This is a genomic window from uncultured Reyranella sp., assembly GCF_945957355.1.
In the GTDB taxonomy this organism is placed as follows: Bacteria; Pseudomonadota; Alphaproteobacteria; order Reyranellales; family Reyranellaceae; genus Reyranella.
This window is the reverse complement of sequence record NZ_CAMFKM010000040.1, coordinates 1-15415: the sequence shown is the minus strand read 5'-3', so window position 1 is coordinate 15415 and position 15415 is coordinate 1. Positions and strand designations below refer to the sequence as shown.

At 64.8% G+C, this 15415-nt stretch carries 16 protein-coding genes; 14 read left to right on the top strand and 2 right to left on the bottom strand.

Going from position 1 to position 15415, the window contains the following annotated elements:
* The 3 genes from Q0Q48_RS28265 to Q0Q48_RS28255 all read left to right on the top strand — a co-directional run.
* Positions 1-1157, top strand: a 1157-nt coding sequence (locus Q0Q48_RS28265; protein ID WP_295145756.1) for a DUF3363 domain-containing protein, incomplete at its 5' end; no start/stop codon positions are given.
* 24 nt (positions 1158-1181) lie between these two features.
* Positions 1182-3170 (top strand): conjugal transfer protein TraG, encoded by a 1989-nt coding sequence (locus tag Q0Q48_RS28260; protein ID WP_295145754.1) that lies wholly within the window; start codon positions 1182-1184, stop codon positions 3168-3170.
* Between the two features lie 7 nt (positions 3171-3177).
* The gene (locus tag Q0Q48_RS28255) at positions 3178-3612 is read left to right on the top strand and encodes a ribbon-helix-helix protein, CopG family (RefSeq protein ID WP_292117339.1); all 435 of its coding nucleotides are present in this window, start codon (positions 3178-3180) and stop codon (positions 3610-3612) included.
* On the opposite strand, the gene Q0Q48_RS28250 is transcribed toward Q0Q48_RS28255, so the two are convergent.
* On the bottom strand, positions 3594-4871 hold the full coding sequence (locus Q0Q48_RS28250) for a DUF6035 family protein (RefSeq protein WP_295145752.1): 1278 nt from the start codon (positions 4869-4871) through the stop codon (positions 3594-3596). The genes Q0Q48_RS28255 and Q0Q48_RS28250 overlap by 19 nt on opposite strands.
* A 201-nt stretch (positions 4872-5072) precedes the next feature.
* Between Q0Q48_RS28250 and trbB the strand changes: the two genes are divergently transcribed.
* Genes trbB through Q0Q48_RS28195 form a run of 11 tightly spaced genes read left to right on the top strand, consistent with a single transcriptional unit; the run spans position 5073 to position 14790 of the window.
* Positions 5073-6059, top strand: a complete 987-nt coding sequence (trbB, locus tag Q0Q48_RS28245) for a P-type conjugative transfer ATPase TrbB (RefSeq protein ID WP_295145750.1) — start codon at positions 5073-5075, stop codon at positions 6057-6059.
* 32 nt (positions 6060-6091) lie between these two features.
* On the top strand, positions 6092-6388 hold the full coding sequence (locus tag Q0Q48_RS28240) for a TrbC/VirB2 family protein (protein ID WP_295145758.1): 297 nt from the start codon (positions 6092-6094) through the stop codon (positions 6386-6388).
* On the top strand, positions 6388-6663 hold the full coding sequence (locus Q0Q48_RS28235; protein ID WP_295145748.1) for a VirB3 family type IV secretion system protein: 276 nt from the start codon (positions 6388-6390) through the stop codon (positions 6661-6663). The genes Q0Q48_RS28240 and Q0Q48_RS28235 overlap by 1 nt, the downstream gene beginning before the upstream one ends.
* A gap of 14 nt (positions 6664-6677) precedes the next feature.
* Positions 6678-9116 carry a conjugal transfer protein TrbE gene (gene trbE, locus Q0Q48_RS28230; RefSeq protein WP_295145746.1) on the top strand — a complete coding sequence of 813 codons (2439 nt, stop codon included), beginning with the start codon at positions 6678-6680 and terminating at the stop codon, positions 9114-9116.
* Entirely contained in the window at positions 9113-9871 is a 759-nt protein-coding gene (trbJ, locus tag Q0Q48_RS28225) for a P-type conjugative transfer protein TrbJ (protein ID WP_295145745.1), read from the top strand. Before trbE ends, trbJ begins: the two co-directional genes overlap by 4 nt.
* A gap of 15 nt (positions 9872-9886) precedes the next feature.
* Complete coding sequence (gene trbK-alt, locus Q0Q48_RS28220) at positions 9887-10276, top strand: putative entry exclusion protein TrbK-alt (protein ID WP_295145743.1); 390 nt, start codon at positions 9887-9889, stop codon at positions 10274-10276.
* A 1-nt stretch (position 10277) separates the two neighbouring features.
* Positions 10278-11627, top strand: coding sequence for a P-type conjugative transfer protein TrbL (trbL, locus tag Q0Q48_RS28215; protein ID WP_295145741.1), 1350 nt, complete (start codon positions 10278-10280; stop codon positions 11625-11627).
* A 2-nt stretch (positions 11628-11629) separates the two neighbouring features.
* Positions 11630-12319 (top strand): conjugal transfer protein TrbF, encoded by a 690-nt coding sequence (trbF, locus tag Q0Q48_RS28210; RefSeq protein ID WP_295145739.1) that lies wholly within the window; start codon positions 11630-11632, stop codon positions 12317-12319.
* Entirely contained in the window at positions 12316-13341 is a 1026-nt protein-coding gene (trbG, locus tag Q0Q48_RS28205; RefSeq protein WP_295145737.1) for a P-type conjugative transfer protein TrbG, read from the top strand. Before trbF ends, trbG begins: the two co-directional genes overlap by 4 nt.
* Positions 13338-14561, top strand: coding sequence for a TrbI/VirB10 family protein (locus Q0Q48_RS28200; RefSeq protein ID WP_295145736.1), 1224 nt, complete (start codon positions 13338-13340; stop codon positions 14559-14561). The genes trbG and Q0Q48_RS28200 overlap by 4 nt, the downstream gene beginning before the upstream one ends.
* A 1-nt stretch (position 14562) precedes the next feature.
* Positions 14563-14790: a DUF2274 domain-containing protein gene (locus tag Q0Q48_RS28195; RefSeq protein WP_292117372.1), complete on the top strand. Its 228-nt coding sequence runs from the start codon at positions 14563-14565 to the stop codon at positions 14788-14790.
* Here the strand turns inward: Q0Q48_RS28195 and Q0Q48_RS28190 are convergent.
* Positions 14784-15415, bottom strand: a 632-nt coding sequence (locus Q0Q48_RS28190; RefSeq protein WP_295145732.1) for a LysR family substrate-binding domain-containing protein, incomplete at its 5' end; no start/stop codon positions are given. The two genes, Q0Q48_RS28195 and Q0Q48_RS28190, sit on opposite strands and share 7 nt — an antisense overlap.

Here is a 15415-nt window from a genome sequence, read left to right as displayed (position 1 = left end):
ACGGGCAGGATCTCGTCATCTCGCGCGACTACATCAAGGAAGGGATGCGCGATCGGGCGCGCGACCTCATCACGCAAGAGTTGGGACCGCGCACCGATCTCGACATCCAGCACCGCCTGGAACGCCAAGTCGGTGCCGAGCGCTTCACGCAGCTTGACCGTCAGCTAATTCGCGATGGCCATGCCACGGGCGTCGTCGACACGGCGATCGATCCGACCGCCCGGCCCGACGATTTTCACGCGCTGAAGGTCGGAAGGCTCCGTAAGCTGGAAACACTCGGCCTCGCCGAACAGCTTGGCCCAGGTCAATGGGCCATCGACCCGAAGGCCGAGGCGACCCTGCGTGAACTCGGAGAGCGCGGCGACATCATCAAGCGCATGCACCGGGCTTTGAAGGATCGCGGCATCGAGGGGGGCTCGGCGGGCTATGTGCTCGCCGCCGAGAGCCTTGATGCGCCCGTCATCGGCCGGCTGGTCGATCGCGGTCTTGATGACGAGCTCAAGGGCACGGCCTACGCCGTGGTCGATGGTGTCGACGGCCGCACCCATCACATCAAGCTGTCCGACCTCGATGCCGCTGGCGACAGCGCGCCAGGCTCGATCGTCGAGCTGCGCAAGTTCGACGACGCGCAGGGGCAGCGTCGCGTCGCCATCGCCGTCCGCTCCGATATCGACATCGATCGTCAGGTCACGGCGACCGGCGCAACCTGGCTCGACCGGCAGAACATCGCCCGTGAACCGGCCGCCCTGTCCGAGGGCGGCTTCGGCGCCGAGGTTCGACAGGCGCTGGATCGGCGCGCGGATCATCTGGTCGCGCAGGGCCTCGGCGAGCGGCAGGGCCAGCGCGTCACCTTCAATCGCGGGCTGATCGACACGTTGCGTCGTCGCGAGTTGGACGCCGTCGGCGAAAAACTCGCCGCCGACACCGGCCAGCCATTCAATCGGGCGGGCGGCGGCGAGAATGTCGCCGGCACCTATAGGCAGCGTATCGCGCTCGCCTCCGGCCGCTTCGCCCTGTTGGACGACGGCCTTGGCTTCCAGCTCGTGCCCTGGTCGCCCTCCCTCGAAAAGCAGCTCGGCAAGCACGTCTCCGGCGTCGCCCGCGACGACGGCGGGATCGACTGGAGCTTCGGCCGCAAGCGGGGGCTCGGCCTCTAACTTCTCTGCGAAAGGATCGCCGTTATGTCCGCAACGAAAATCCTCTGGGGCCAGATCCTCACGGTCTTCCTAATCGTGCTCGCCACCACCTGGGGCGCCACCGAATATGTCGCCTGGAAGCTCGGGTTTCAGGCGCAGCTCGGCCCGGCCTGGTTCTCGGTGCTGAGCTGGCCCTTCTACTATCCGACCGCCTTTTACTGGTGGTGGTATTTCTACGACGCCTATGCGCCGTCGATCTTCGTCGGGGGCGCCTTCATCGCCGCATCCGGCGGCTTTATCTCGATTGCCGTCGCCATCGGCATGTCGGTTTGGCGCGCACGCGAGGCCAAGAAGGTCGAGACTTATGGCTCGGCGCGCTGGGCCGAGAAGAAGGAGGTGGAGGCGGCCGGCCTTCTCGGACCTGATGGCGTTGTGCTGGGGCGCTACGATCACGCCTATCTGCGCCATGACGGGCCGGAGCATGTCCTGTGCTTCGCGCCGACCCGATCCGGTAAGGGTGTCGGCCTGGTCGTGCCCTCGCTCCTGACCTGGCCGGGCTCGGCAATCGTCCACGACATCAAGGGCGAGAACTGGCAGCTCACCGCCGGCTTCCGCGCCAAACACGGCCGCGTCCTGCTTTTCGATCCGACCAACACCAAATCCGCAGCGTACAATCCGCTGCTCGAGGTGCGTCGTGGCGAGTGGGAGGTCCGCGACGTCCAGAACATCGCCGACATCCTGGTCGATCCCGAAGGTTCGCTTGAGAAGCGGAACCACTGGGAAAAAACCAGCCATGCGCTGCTCGTCGGCGCGATCCTCCATGTCCTCTATGCCGAGGATGACAAGACGCTCGCCGGTGTCGCGGCGTTCCTCTCCGATCCGAAGCGCCCGATCGAGTCGACGCTGGCAGCGATGATGAAGACCGCGCATCTCGGCGAGGCCGGCCCGCACCCTGTCATCGCCAGCGCCGCCCGCGAGCTGCTCAACAAATCCGACAACGAGCGCTCGGGCGTGCTCTCCACCGCCATGTCGTTCCTTGGCCTCTATCGCGATCCCGTCGTCGCCGAGGTGACGCGGAGTTGCGATTGGCGGATCACCGACATCGTGGGCGATAGGCGGCCGACGACGCTATACCTCGTCGTGCCGCCCTCCGACATCAACCGCACCAAGCCGCTGATCCGCCTGATCCTCAATCAGGTCGGCCGTCGCTTGACCGAGGACCTGCAGGCGAAGGCCGGGCGTCACCGGCTTCTGTTGATGCTTGATGAGTTTCCGGCGCTTGGCCGCCTCGACTTCTTCGAGTCGGCGCTGGCGTTCATGGCCGGCTATGGGCTGAAAAGCTTTCTCATCGCCCAGTCGCTCAACCAGATTGAAAAGGCCTACGGCGCGAACAACTCGATCCTCGACAATTGTCATGTGCGCGTCAGCTTCGCCACCAACGACGAGCGCACGGCGAAGAGGGTGTCGGACGCGCTCGGCACCGCCACCGAGATGAAGGCCATGAAGAACTATGCCGGCCACCGGCTGTCGCCTTGGCTTGGACATCTGATGGTGTCGCGTTCGGAAACCGCGCGGCCGCTGCTCACGCCCGGCGAGATCATGCAGCTCCCACCGGTCGACGAGATCGTCATGGTCGCCGGCACCCCGCCGATCCGTGCGAAAAAGGCGCGCTACTACGAGGATGCTCGCTTCAAGGAGCGCCTGCTGTCTCCGCCGTCGCTTGTCGTGCCGACCAAAGGACGGCCCGACGATTGGACGACATTGCCGCGTCCGACGCGCCCGGACCTGCTCGATTCCCACTCTGCGGGCGACGCATCCGACGAAGACCCGACCGAGTCGGAGCGTCGGCATCAGCCCGAGCTAAACCGGGTGCAGCCGGCGGAGAAGAAGCCACCTGTCGAGAACGAATTCGAGATCGACGTCGAGCATGATGAGGACGACGACGCGGCCGCACGCAACCGGCGCATGACGCGGATGATGCAGGGCGTGGCGCGGCAGGTTTCGCTCGATCCCAACGACGGCATGGAGCTGTGAGCCGCAGATGTCGAAACCACCGAGAAAGCAGCGCCTCTCAGTCTACCTCGACCCTGCCGTAATGGGACGACTGGCGGAACATGCTGCGCGCCGCGATCATTCGCGGTCCCTGATTGCCGAGGCGGCCATCGAGTCCTTCCTGTCACCAGATTCAGCGGAACGGCAGGAGGCCGTCGTCACTAAACGTCTGGACCAGCTCGATCGTCGCATGACGCGGTTGGAGCGGGATGTCGGTATCTCGGTTGAGACGCTCGCGGTGTTCATCCGCTTCTGGCTATCCACGACGCCGGCGCTTCCCGAACCAGCCGCGCAGGCCGCGCGCGCCAAGACCGGAGAGCGTTATGACCAGTTCGTGACGGCGCTTGGCCGGCGACTCGCCAAGGGGCCGAAGCTCCGACAGGAAATTTCCGAGGATGTTAGCCCTCAAGGGGATGAAGGGTAGCGAGTTGGTCGTCGTTTATCGAACAATTCCGAAAAGAGCAGCACAACCACTCTGCCGGTGAGGCTTTCTGGCCCATCTTGGTCATCTTCCGTCGCCCGAGAGAACTTCGCTAAGACGCTCGGTTTATCGAGAATTTCGGATGCTCCCGTCACTGCGATGACTTTTCGCATGATGCGGGCAAACCTGAAGCGTCGTTCACTTGCCAGGAAGGTGTTGATCACCTCGGTCAGATTCTTTTGCGCCGATCCGACCGGCTTGCCTTCAACGAACGACAATATCGCATTGATAAGTGCTCCGATGTCGGTCTCCTCCAGCGTTGAAGCATCAATCGAGTCGTCGACGAATTTCTCTGCCAGTTCGGAAAGCAGTGTGCTTCGAGCTGGCCACGGTGTCCCTTGCGGTTTCGTCGCTGCCAACCATCGTGTCCGAAAGTCGCGATGCCAAGGCGGAGGTGGAGCGACCGCATATGGCAAGCCAGACGAAGGCCATTCAAGATCAGGAAGTGCCGTGACCTTCGAGTTCCAACCAGAGCCGTGCTCCCAAAAGGCGCGAACGAGGAAAGTTCCTTTTTCCCGACTTTCTGAGACCACCGCATCGTCAAGCGAGAACAGATTCTTGTTGTGAGAGTAGAAGATATCCTCAAATGCTGTGAGCAAATGCGCCCGCTCAACGGGTACAAAGTTCCAAGTCAACCAAATGAGATGCCGCCCTTCGCGCTGATAGAAATCCTCGCGCGCGACGATGATTGGTATCTGGGTTGTTGCGAGTTGAATTTCGAAGGCGATCTGCTTTCCATCGTAGACCGCACGCACATCAGGGCGGCGTCGACTTTCCCCGCACACAACATATTCGTCGATCACGACAGATTCTGGTTCTGTACGCGGATCTGCAACTAGCAGCTCAGCAACCAGATGTTTGACGCGCAGATGCAACGGACTTTCTTGCGCACCCTGGAACTGCGAGGCACTTACTTCATCAGTTGAGTCGGGCTCGCCTGTCCACCACGGACAACTGCGAGGCGCGCCCTTATGATGTCGCCAAAATGGCAAACGTGTCTTGGGCTCCCTCGGAGCATAAACTGCGAAGCCGCAGTGGTCGCAGACGAAGGCTGGCTGCCCTTCGTTTCGAGCCCGTGTGGCGGCACGCCTGATTTCTTGGTAGCCATCTGCACCGATCCGAAGCAGATCATCACTCGAAATCACGGTCATGTCTTGGAGGCGAACGGCACGCTTCAATGTTCGTTGCAATCGTGACGTCATTCAGCTCTCCAGTAGCCTCGAATCAGTATGTCTCCTCGGGCGCGTTCAATTCATAGCAATGTCGCGATCTACGCTATCTCCTGTATTTGCACGCTACACTACTACGCCGATGAATCCTTGTTGAATCGGCCTAAAATCAGGCCCTTTTAATCATCCCCGTCCGGGGAAGGTCTGTCTCAGCCCCGTTGGAATCGGGGTTGTATGGCGGCGTCTCACCAAAATTCAGAAGGTTTTGCACGCGGTGCGCGGATGCTGCGCACCGCGCTCGGTCCCGCCATCGCACGCTATCTCGACGACGCCAGCATCGTCGAGGTGATGCTGAACCCTGACGGGCGGCTCTGGATCGACCGTCTTTCCGAGGGCCTGTCGGACACGGGCGAGCGGCTGTCGGCAGCGGATGGCGAGCGCATCGTCCGCCTGGTCGCCCACCATGTCGGCGCCGAGGTCCATGCCGGCGCGCCTCGTGTCTCGGCCGAGCTGCCGGAAACGGGAGAGCGGTTCGAGGGGCTTCTGCCCCCCGTCGTCGCCGCGCCGGCCTTCGCGATCCGCAAACCTGCCGTCGCCGTTTTCACCCTCGATGACTATGTCGCGGCCGGCATCATGTCGGCCGATCAGGCGGAAGCACTCCGGCAGGGAGTCGCCTCGCGCGCCAACATCCTCGTCGCCGGCGGCACGTCGACCGGCAAGACGACCCTCACCAACGCGCTGCTCGCCGAGGTCGCCAAGACCGCCGACCGCGTCGTCATCATTGAGGACACGCGCGAGCTGCAATGCGACGCGCCGAACCTTGTCGCCTTGCGCACGAAGGATGGCGTCGCCTCGCTCTCCGACCTCGTGCGCTCGTCGCTGCGCCTTCGCCCCGACCGCATTCCGGTCGGCGAGGTTCGCGGCGCGGAGGCGCTTGATCTGCTCAAGGCCTGGGGCACCGGCCATCCCGGCGGGGTCGGGACGATCCACGCCGGCAGCGCCATCGGCGCGCTGCGCCGGCTCGAACAGCTCATTCAGGAAGCGGTCGTCACCGTCCCGCGCGCCCTGATCGCCGAGACGATCGATCTCGTCGCGGTCTTGTCCGGCCGCGGCTCGCAGCGCCGGCTCGCCGAACTCGCCCGCGTCGAAGGGCTCGGTCCCGACGGCGACTACCGCGTCAGCCCCATCACCCCGAAGCTCCAAGAAGGAAAATCCACATGATCTCGCATGCCCGCAGCTTGCCTCGCCGTCTGATGATGACGGCATCGACCATCGTCATGAGCGTCGCGATGGCGCCCGCCGCCCACGCCTCCGGCTCGTCCATGCCGTGGGAACAGCCGCTCCAGCAGATCCTCCAGTCGATCGAAGGTCCGGTCGCGAAGATCATCGCGGTCATCATCATCATCGTCACGGGCTTGACGCTCGCCTTCGGCGACACGTCTGGCGGCTTCCGCCGGCTCATCCAGATCGTGTTCGGCCTGTCGATCGCGTTCGCGGCCAGCTCGTTCTTCCTCAGCTTCTTCAGCTTCGGCGGCGGAGCGCTGGTCTGATGGTGGGCGTCGTCGATCAGGACGTTCCGGGCTTCACGGTCACGGTCCACCGCGCACTGACCGAGCCGATCCTGCTCGGCGGCGCCCCGCGCGCCATCGCCATCATGAACGGCACGCTCGCGGGCGCTGTCGGGCTCGGCCTGCGCCTCTGGCTCGTCGGTATCGCGATCTGGGCGATCGGGCACGTCGCTGCCGTCTGGGCCGCCAAGCGCGACCCGCTCTTCGTCGATGTCGTGCGCCGGCATCTGCGCATCCCCGCGCATCTCGCGGTTTGAGGGAGGGCATCGCCATGATGAGCCTCGCCGAATACCGCAACCGCAACAGCCGGCTCGCCGATTTCCTGCCCTGGGTGGCGCTCGTCGGTTCTGGCGTCGTCCTGAACAAGGACGGCAGCTTCCAGCGCACCGCCCAATTCCGCGGCCCCGATCTGGACTCGGCGGTCCCCGCTGAGCTGGTCGCCGTCGCCGGGCGGCTAAACAACGCCTTTCGTCGTCTTGGCTCCGGCTGGGCGATCTTCGTCGAGGCGCAGCGCCACCCCTCCAATCGCTATCCCGACAGCAGATTTCCCGATGCGGCCTCGGCCCTGGTCGACGCCGAGCGTAAGGCGGATTTCGAGGAAGCCGGCGCGCATTTCGAGTCGAGCTACTTCCTGACCTTCGCCTGGTTGCCGCCGGCCGAGGACGCGGCGCGTGCCGAAACCTGGCTCTACGAGGGCCGCGAGACGTCGGGCATCGACCCGCGTGAGGCCCTGACCGGCTTTGCCGATCGCACCGACCGCATCCTGCGCCTGGTCGAGGCCTTCATGCCGGAATGCCGCTGGCTCGATGACGCCGAGACCCTGACCTATCTGCACGGCTGCGTTTCGACCAAGCGCCACCGCGTCCGCGTCCCCGAGACGCCGATCTATCTCGACGCACTGCTCGCCGATCAGCCGCTCGCCGGTGGTCTTGAGCCCCGGCTTGGTGACCAGCATGTCCGCGTCCTCACGATCACCGGGTTTCCGACCGCGACCACACCCGGCCTGCTCGACGAGCTGAACCGGCTCGCCTTTCCCTATCGCTGGTCGACCCGCGCGATCCTGCTCGACAAGACCGATGCGACCAAGCTTCTGACCAAGATCCGGCGGCAATGGTTCGCCAAGCGCAAGTCGATCGCGGCGATCCTCAAGGAGGTGATGACCAACGAGGCGTCCGTCCTCGTCGACACCGACGCCGCCAACAAGGCGGCCGACGCCGATATAGCGTTGCAAGAACTCGGCGCCGACTATGCCGGCATGGCCTATGTCACCGCGACGGTGACGGTCTGGGACGCCGATCCACGCGCGGCCGACGAGAAGCTGCGACTGGTCGAGAAGGTCATCCAGGGCCGCGACTTCACCGCCATGGTGGAGACCGTCAACGCGGTCGATGCCTGGCTCGGCTCGCTGCCCGGCCATGTCTACGCCAATGTTCGGCAACCGCCGATCTCCACGCTCAATCTCGCCCACATGATCCCGCTTTCGGCGGTATGGGCGGGACCGGAACGGGACGAGCACTTTGCAGCGCCCCCACTGCTCTTCGGCAAGACCGAAGGCTCGACCCCGTTCCGGCTTTCCATCCACGTCGGCGATGTCGGCCACACGCTGATCGTCGGCCCGACTGGCGCGGGCAAATCCGTGCTGCTCGCGCTGATGGCGCTCCAGTTCCGCCGTTATGTCCGCTCGCAGGTCGTGGCCTTCGACTTCGGGGGCTCCATCCGTGCGGCCGCGCTCGCGATGGGCGGCGACTGGCACGATCTCGGCGGCGACCTCAGCGATGGCGCTTCCGACAGCGTCAGCCTTCAGCCGCTCTCGCGCATCCATGATGTGCCGGAGCGTGCCTGGGCCGCTGACTGGCTGGTAGCGATCCTCGTTCGCGAAGGCGTGACCATCACGCCGGAAGTGAAGGAACATCTCTGGACGGCGCTGACCTCTCTCGCCAGCGCGCCGGTCGAAGAGCGGACCCTGACGGGCCTCGCCGTGCTGCTCCAGTCGAACGATCTGAAGCAGGCGCTCCGGCCGTATTGCGTTGGCGGTCCCTATGGCCGTCTGCTCGATGCCGAGCACGAATATCTCGGCACGGCATCGGTCCAGGCGTTCGAGACCGAGGGGCTGATCGGCACCGGTGCGGCGCCGGCCGTCCTCGCGTATCTCTTCCATCGCATCGATGATCGGCTCGATGGCTCGCCGACGCTGATCATCATCGACGAGGGCTGGCTTGCGCTCGACGACGAGGGATTCGCCGGCCAGCTCAGAGAGTGGCTGAAGACGCTCAGGAAAAAGAACGCCAGCGTCATCTTCGCCACGCAATCACTGTCGGACATTGACGGCTCGGCGATCGCTCCCGCGATCATCGAAAGCTGCCAGACCCGTCTGCTGCTCCCGAACGAGCGGGCGATAGAGCCGCAAATAACCGCGACCTACCGGCGTTTCGGTCTCAACGATCGCCAGATCGAGATCATCGCGCGGGCAATGCCGAAGCGCGACTACTACTGCCAGTCACGGCGCGGCAATCGCCTCTTCGAACTCGGCCTGTCCGATGTTGCGCTCGCGCTCTGCGCCGCGTCCGCCAAGACGGATCAGACGGCCATCGCCCGCATCGTCGCCGAGCACGGCCGCGACGGCTTCCTCATCGCCTGGCTGCACCACCGCGACGTCGGCTGGGCGGCGGATCTCGTTCCCACCCTCAACACCCAAGGAGAATTGACATGAAACTGCGCCATTCCCGCGCAGCGCGCTTTGCTGCCGCGTTGCTGACCGCCCCGATCGCGCTCGCGCCCATGATGGTGACGCCCGCGCACGCCATCATCGTCTACGACCCGACCAACTATGCGCAGAACGTCCTTCAGGCCGCCCACGCGCTGGAGCAGATCACCAACCAGATCACGTCGCTTCAGAACGAGGCGCAGATGCTGATCAACCAGGCGCGCAACCTGACCAGCCTGCCGTTCTCCGCGCTCCAGCAGTTACAGCAGTCGGTCCAGAAGACTCAAGCGCTCCTCAGCCAGGCGCAGCACATCGCCTACGACGTCCAGAAGATCGACCAGATGTTCCAGCAGAAATACGGGAACGTCTCGATGTCGGCGAGCGACCAGCAGCTCGTCTCCGATGCGCGCTCGCGCTGGCAGAACACCGTCGGCGGCTTGCAGGACGCAATGCGCGTGCAGGCCGGTGTTGTGGGCAACATCGATACCAACCGCGCGCAGATGTCGGCGCTCGTCGGCCAGAGCCAGGGCGCGACGGGCGCGCTTCAGGCGACGCAAGCCGGCAACCAGCTCCTCGCGCTTCAGGCCCAGCAGCTCGCCGATCTCACCGCCGTCGTCGCGGCGAATGGGCGCGCGCAGATGCTGACCGAAGCCGAGCGCGCGGCCGCTGCCGAACAGGGCCGCGAACAGCGTCGCCGCTTCCTTACACCGGGCACGGGCTACCAGCCCGGCAACACCCAGATGTTCAACAACCGGAACTGAGCGGGGGCGATCGCCATGGACGGCAAAATGTTCGCCCGGCTCGGCGCCGTCGTCTTCGTCGGCGTCGCCATCACCGCCACCGTCATCGAGCTGACCCGGAAAGAGGAGGAGCCGGAGATCCGCTCGCTGGCCCTCCGACCGGGCGTTGATGTCGAGGCCCTCCAGCGTCAGCTTCGCGGATGCCGGGATATGGGCGAGGCCGCGATCCGCGATCCGGCCTGCCTCAAGCTCTGGGCCGCCAATCGCGACCGCTTCCTGGGCCAGAACCGGCAAGCGCCGCAGACAGCCTCGCCGGATGCACCGACCCCGACCGCGACGATCGCGCCAGCGCCGACGCCGGGCTCGGCAATCAAGGAAAGCGCGCCGGTCATGCAGCCGGAGCCCGCGCGTCCGGGGACGAACTGACATGGGCGGCACCGGCGTCATCGACAACTTCCTGGGCGTCTTCACCCGCTACATCGATTCAGGCTTTGGCCTGCTCGGCGGGGAAGTCGCCTTCATCGCCACGACGCTCATCGTCATCGATGTGACGCTGGCCGCCCTGTTCTGGAGCTGGGGCGCCGATGACGACATCGTCGCCCGCCTCGTGAAGAAGACGCTGTTCGTCGGCGTCTTCGCCTATCTGATCTCCAACTGGAACAATCTCGCCCGCATCGTCTTCGAGAGCTTCGCCGGTCTCGGCCTGAAAGCTTCGGGGACCGGCTTCTCCGTCACCGATCTCCTGCGTCCCGGCAAGGTCGCGCAGACCGGCCTCGATGCCGGTCGGCCGCTGCTCGAATCCATCTCGAACCTGATGGGCTGGGTCGCCTTCTTCGAGAACTTTATCCAGATCGCCTGCCTGCTGTTCGCCTGGGCGCTGATCCTGCTCGCCTTCTTCATCCTCGCGGTCCAGCTCTTCGTCACCTTGATCGAGTTCAAGCTGACGACGCTCGCCGGCTTCGTGCTGATCCCGTTCGGCCTCTTCGGCAAATCTGCCTTCATGGCCGAGCGCGTGCTGGGCAACGTCATCTCCTCCGGCATCAAGGTGCTGGTGCTCGCCGTCATCATCGGCATCGGCTCCACCTTGTTCTCGCAGTTCACACAAGGCTTCGGCGGCCAGACCCCGACGATCGACGACGCTATGGCGATCGTGCTCGCCGCGCTCTCGCTTCTCGGTCTCGGCATCTTCGGACCCGGCATCGCCAACGGCCTCGTCTCGGGCGGGCCGCAGCTCGGCGCTGGCGCCGCGGTTGGTGTTGGCGTCGCAGCCGGCGGCATGGTCGCGGCAGGCGCTGCGTCAGTCGGCACCGTCGCCTCTGGCGGCGCGGCCCTCGCCAGTGGCGCGGCCGCCGCTGCGCGCGGCGGCGCTGCCGTCGCTGGTGGCGCTTCCACCGCCTACAGCCTCGGCGCAGCCGGTCAGTCGGGCGCGTCGGGCATTGCATCCGGCCTCGGCAATGTGGCGAGCACCGGCGCGAAGGCCGCTGCCTCGCCGCTGAAGCGCGCCGTGTCCCGTGCGTCCGACAGCCTCAGGTCCAGCTTCGACGCCGGCTCCCGTGCCGCGACCGAGATCTCCGGCGGCGCATCCAGTGACGGCGGCGCGACGGAAGCCGCGCCCGCTGCAACCGCGGCTGCCACCCGCGACGGTCCGCCTGCCTGGGCCAAGCGCATGAAACGCTCGCAGCAACTCGCCCACGGCGTCCAGGCAGCCGCCCATGCCGTCAAATCCGGCGACAGCCATGGCGGCGGCTCTTCCGTCAACCTCTCCGAAAGCGACTGACTATGAACTTCTTCAAACGACCATCGACCCACTACGGGAAAGCACCACAACCCGAAACGCCCTATCAACGCGCCGCACAGGTCTGGGACGACCGGATCGGTTCCGCCCGCGTGCAGGCTCGCAACTGGCGTTATATGGCCTTCGGCTGCCTGGCCCTTTCGGCCGGCCTGTCGGGCGGCCTCGTCTGGCAGTCGGCCAGCGGCACCATCGTTCCCTGGGTTGTGCAGGTCGACAAGCTCGGCCAGGCGCAGGCGATCGCCCCCGCCGTCGCCGACTATCGGCCGTCCGATCCGCAGATCGCGTTCCATCTTGCCCGCCTCATCGAGCAGGTTCGCTCGATCCCGGCCGACGCGATCATCGTGCGGCAGAATTGGCTGCGCGCCTACGAGTTCACCACACAGGGCGGCGCGCTCGCCCTCAATGACTATGCCCGCGCCAACGACCCCTTCACCAAGGTCGGCAAGCAACAGGTCGCCATTGAGGTGTCGAGCGTCATCAGGGCCTCCCCTGACTCATTCCGCGTGGCCTGGATCGAGCGCCGCTATCAGGACGGATCGCTCGCCGCGACCGAGCGCTGGTCCGCCATCCTCACCATTGTCGTGCAAACGCCGCGCGACGCCGAAAAGCTTCGAGCCAATCCGCTCGGAATCTACGTCAACGCCATCAACTGGTCGAAGGAGCTTGGACAATGACGCCTGCCTTCCGCACAGCCGGAAAGCCGGCTCTCAGCAAATCCTCGCTTGCGCTTCTGCTGGCCTGCACCTCGACTCTCGCCGGCTGCGCGACCAACACGCCGCCGCCCGAGATCAGCTATGATAACGCCGCGCCCGCCATGCAGACGGTCGACCCGCCGTCGCCGGTACGCATCGTCGAGCTGCCGAGGCCCTTGCCGCTTCCCGGCCAGATGAAGCCGGTGGACGGAGCGCGCCAGCCGGCCGAAGCCGCCGATCCCGCCGCTCGCGTCAATCAGGCCAATGCACAGGCGCGCGTGCAGCCGGTGCGCAACGGCTTCATCAACTCGATGCAGGTCTATCCCTTCACGCAAGGGGCGCTCTATCAGGTCTACACGGCGATCGGGCAGATCACGGACATCGCGCTCCAGCCCGGTGAGCAGCTCGTTGGCGCCGGCCCCGTCGCCGCCGGCGACACCGTGCGCTGGATCATCGGCGACACCGAGAGCGGCACCGGCGCGGCGAAACAGGTTCACATCCTGGTCAAGCCGACGCGGCCTGATCTGATGACGAACCTCGTCATCAACACCAACTTGCGCACCTATTATATGGAGCTGCGGTCCACGTCCTCGACCTATATGGCGTCGGTCTCCTGGCAATACCCACAGGATCAGCTCATCGCCTTGCGCCGCCAGAATGCGCAGGCGGAGGCCGCGCAGCCCGTGTCGACTAGCGTCGATCTCTCCCGCGTCAACTTCCGCTACGAGGTGACGGGCGACCGCGCCCCGTGGAAGCCGCTGCGCGCCTTCGACGATGGCCACCAGGTGTTCATCGAGTTTCCGCGTGGCATCGGCCAGGGTGAAATGCCGCCGCTCTTCGTTGTCGGCCCTGAGGGCGCGACCTCCGAGCTGGTGAACTACCGCGTGCGCGGCAACTATATGATCGTGGACCGGCTGTTCGCCGCCGCCGAACTGCGCTTCGGTGCCGACCGCAATCAGAAGCGTGTGCGGATCTCGCGCACCGACGGAAGGCCGGCGTCATGAGCGAGATCGAACCCGGAAAGGAGAAAGGGCCGGAGCCGTCCAGCGAGGACGGCGCGATGCCGCTGACCGGCGAGCCGGCAGCGCCGATGCGTCTGCGTCCGGAGCCGCCGCGCGTGACGCGGCTATCGCGAAAGGTGCTGGCCGGTCTCGGCCTAGTCGCCAGCGTCGGCATCGGCGGCGCGCTGATCTACGCCCTGCAAATCCAGGGCGGGCGCAAGGGCAACGAGGAGCTTTACGCGACGGACAACCGCGCGACCCCGGACGGACTCAACAGCTTGCCGCGCGACTATACCGGGCCGGTGCTCGGTCCGCCGCTACCCGGCGATTTGGGTCGGCCGATACTCAATGCACAAAATGCCGTACCGCCGCCAGCGATCGCGACGCCCAATCCCGGGATCAGCCCCGAGGAACAACGGCGACTCCAGGAGCTGGAATCAGCGCGGACCGCCCGGCTGTTCGCTTCGACCGAAACGCGCAGCGTCTCGACACAGCCGGCAGCGACAGCAACGCCGACCACTGCTCCCACCCTCGATCTCACAAATCTCAGCCTGGCGCCGCAGCCGGCGACGCCAACCGCGCAGGACCGTCAGCTCGCATTCCTCAACCAGGCGCCGGACAAGCGCACGGTCTCGCCCGGTCGTGTGGCCGCGCCGGCGTCGGTGAATGTGCTGCAGGCCGGCGCCGTCATTGCGGCAGCCCTCATCACCGGTATTCGCTCTGATCTTCCCGGCCAGATCACCGCCCAGGTGACAGAGAACATTTACGACAGCCCGACCGGCAAGATTCTGCTCGTTCCGCAGGGCACGCGCATCATCGGCCAGTACGACAACGGCGTCGGCTTCGGGCAGCGCCGCGTCCTGCTTGTCTGGAACCGGCTGATCTTCCCGAACGGCCGCTCGATCGTGCTTGAGCGCCAGCCCGGCGCGGACGCAGAAGGGTATGCCGGCCTCGAGGATGGCGTCGATTATCACTGGGGCGAGCTGTTCAAGGCGGCTGCTCTATCGACGCTGCTGAGCATCGGCGCGCAGACGGGATCATCGGGTGATGAGAGCGATATCGTTCGAGCTCTGCGCCAGGGCGCGGGCGAGAGCATCAGCCAGACAGGGCAACAGATCGTCAACCGCCAGCTCAACATAGCGCCGACACTGACGATCCGACCGGGCTTTCCCGTCCGCGTCATCGTCACGCGCGATCTCGTGCTCGAACCGTACGGAGGCTGAGATGGCCAAGCTGAAATTGGGACCGATCGCCGACGAAAAGCCGGTGAAAGTAACGCTGGAACTGCCCGCTAACTTGCATCGAGATCTCGCCGCCTATGCCAGCATCCTCGCCAGCGAGACCGGGCGGTCTGCAGCCGACCCGATCCGCCTGATCGTGCCGATGCTGGAACGCTTCATGGCGACTGATCGAGGGTTCGCGAAAGCGCGGCGATCAAATCCAGCTCACTGATCCTGCGAGGCATTTAACTCGGTCTTGCGGCTCCGACGCGCCTTCGCAATGCTCAAGAAGCGCCGGAAAGCAGGATTGTCGTTACGGGGTGACCAAACCGCTGCAAACGGGATCACTTCATCCGAAATCAGCCTCTGCACAATCCCAAGGCTACATCTCTCGGCCATAGACTCGGTAGCCAAGAGTATACCGCGGCCAATCGCCACTAAGGTCAATAAGTTATCGCAGCCAACATTTTGAGCCAGAACGGTTGGCCTGTATCCGACTTCGGCCAAGCGCTTCGTCAGGAGACCGTGTAATTCTTGGCGCAGGCCAGTTTCGGCTATGAAGAAGATCTCTCTTGTCAGATCCGGCCAAGACAGTTCCGCTCGATTAGATAAAGGGTGATCTTGAGGCAAAATCGTATAGATCCGCTCTGACCAAAGCGGCATGGAGTCGCACTCGCAACAAGGAAATGTGTCAGTGATGAAGGCTATGTCAAGATCAAAGTCTCGGATGGCTTTGATATGTGTTGTCGGATCGCCTTCGACAAGTTCGATCTGTACGCCTTCATGGTTTTTACTGAATTCTCCAAGAAGATCCTTCAGAAATCTGCTGGCAATTGGAGCCACCAACCCGATACGTA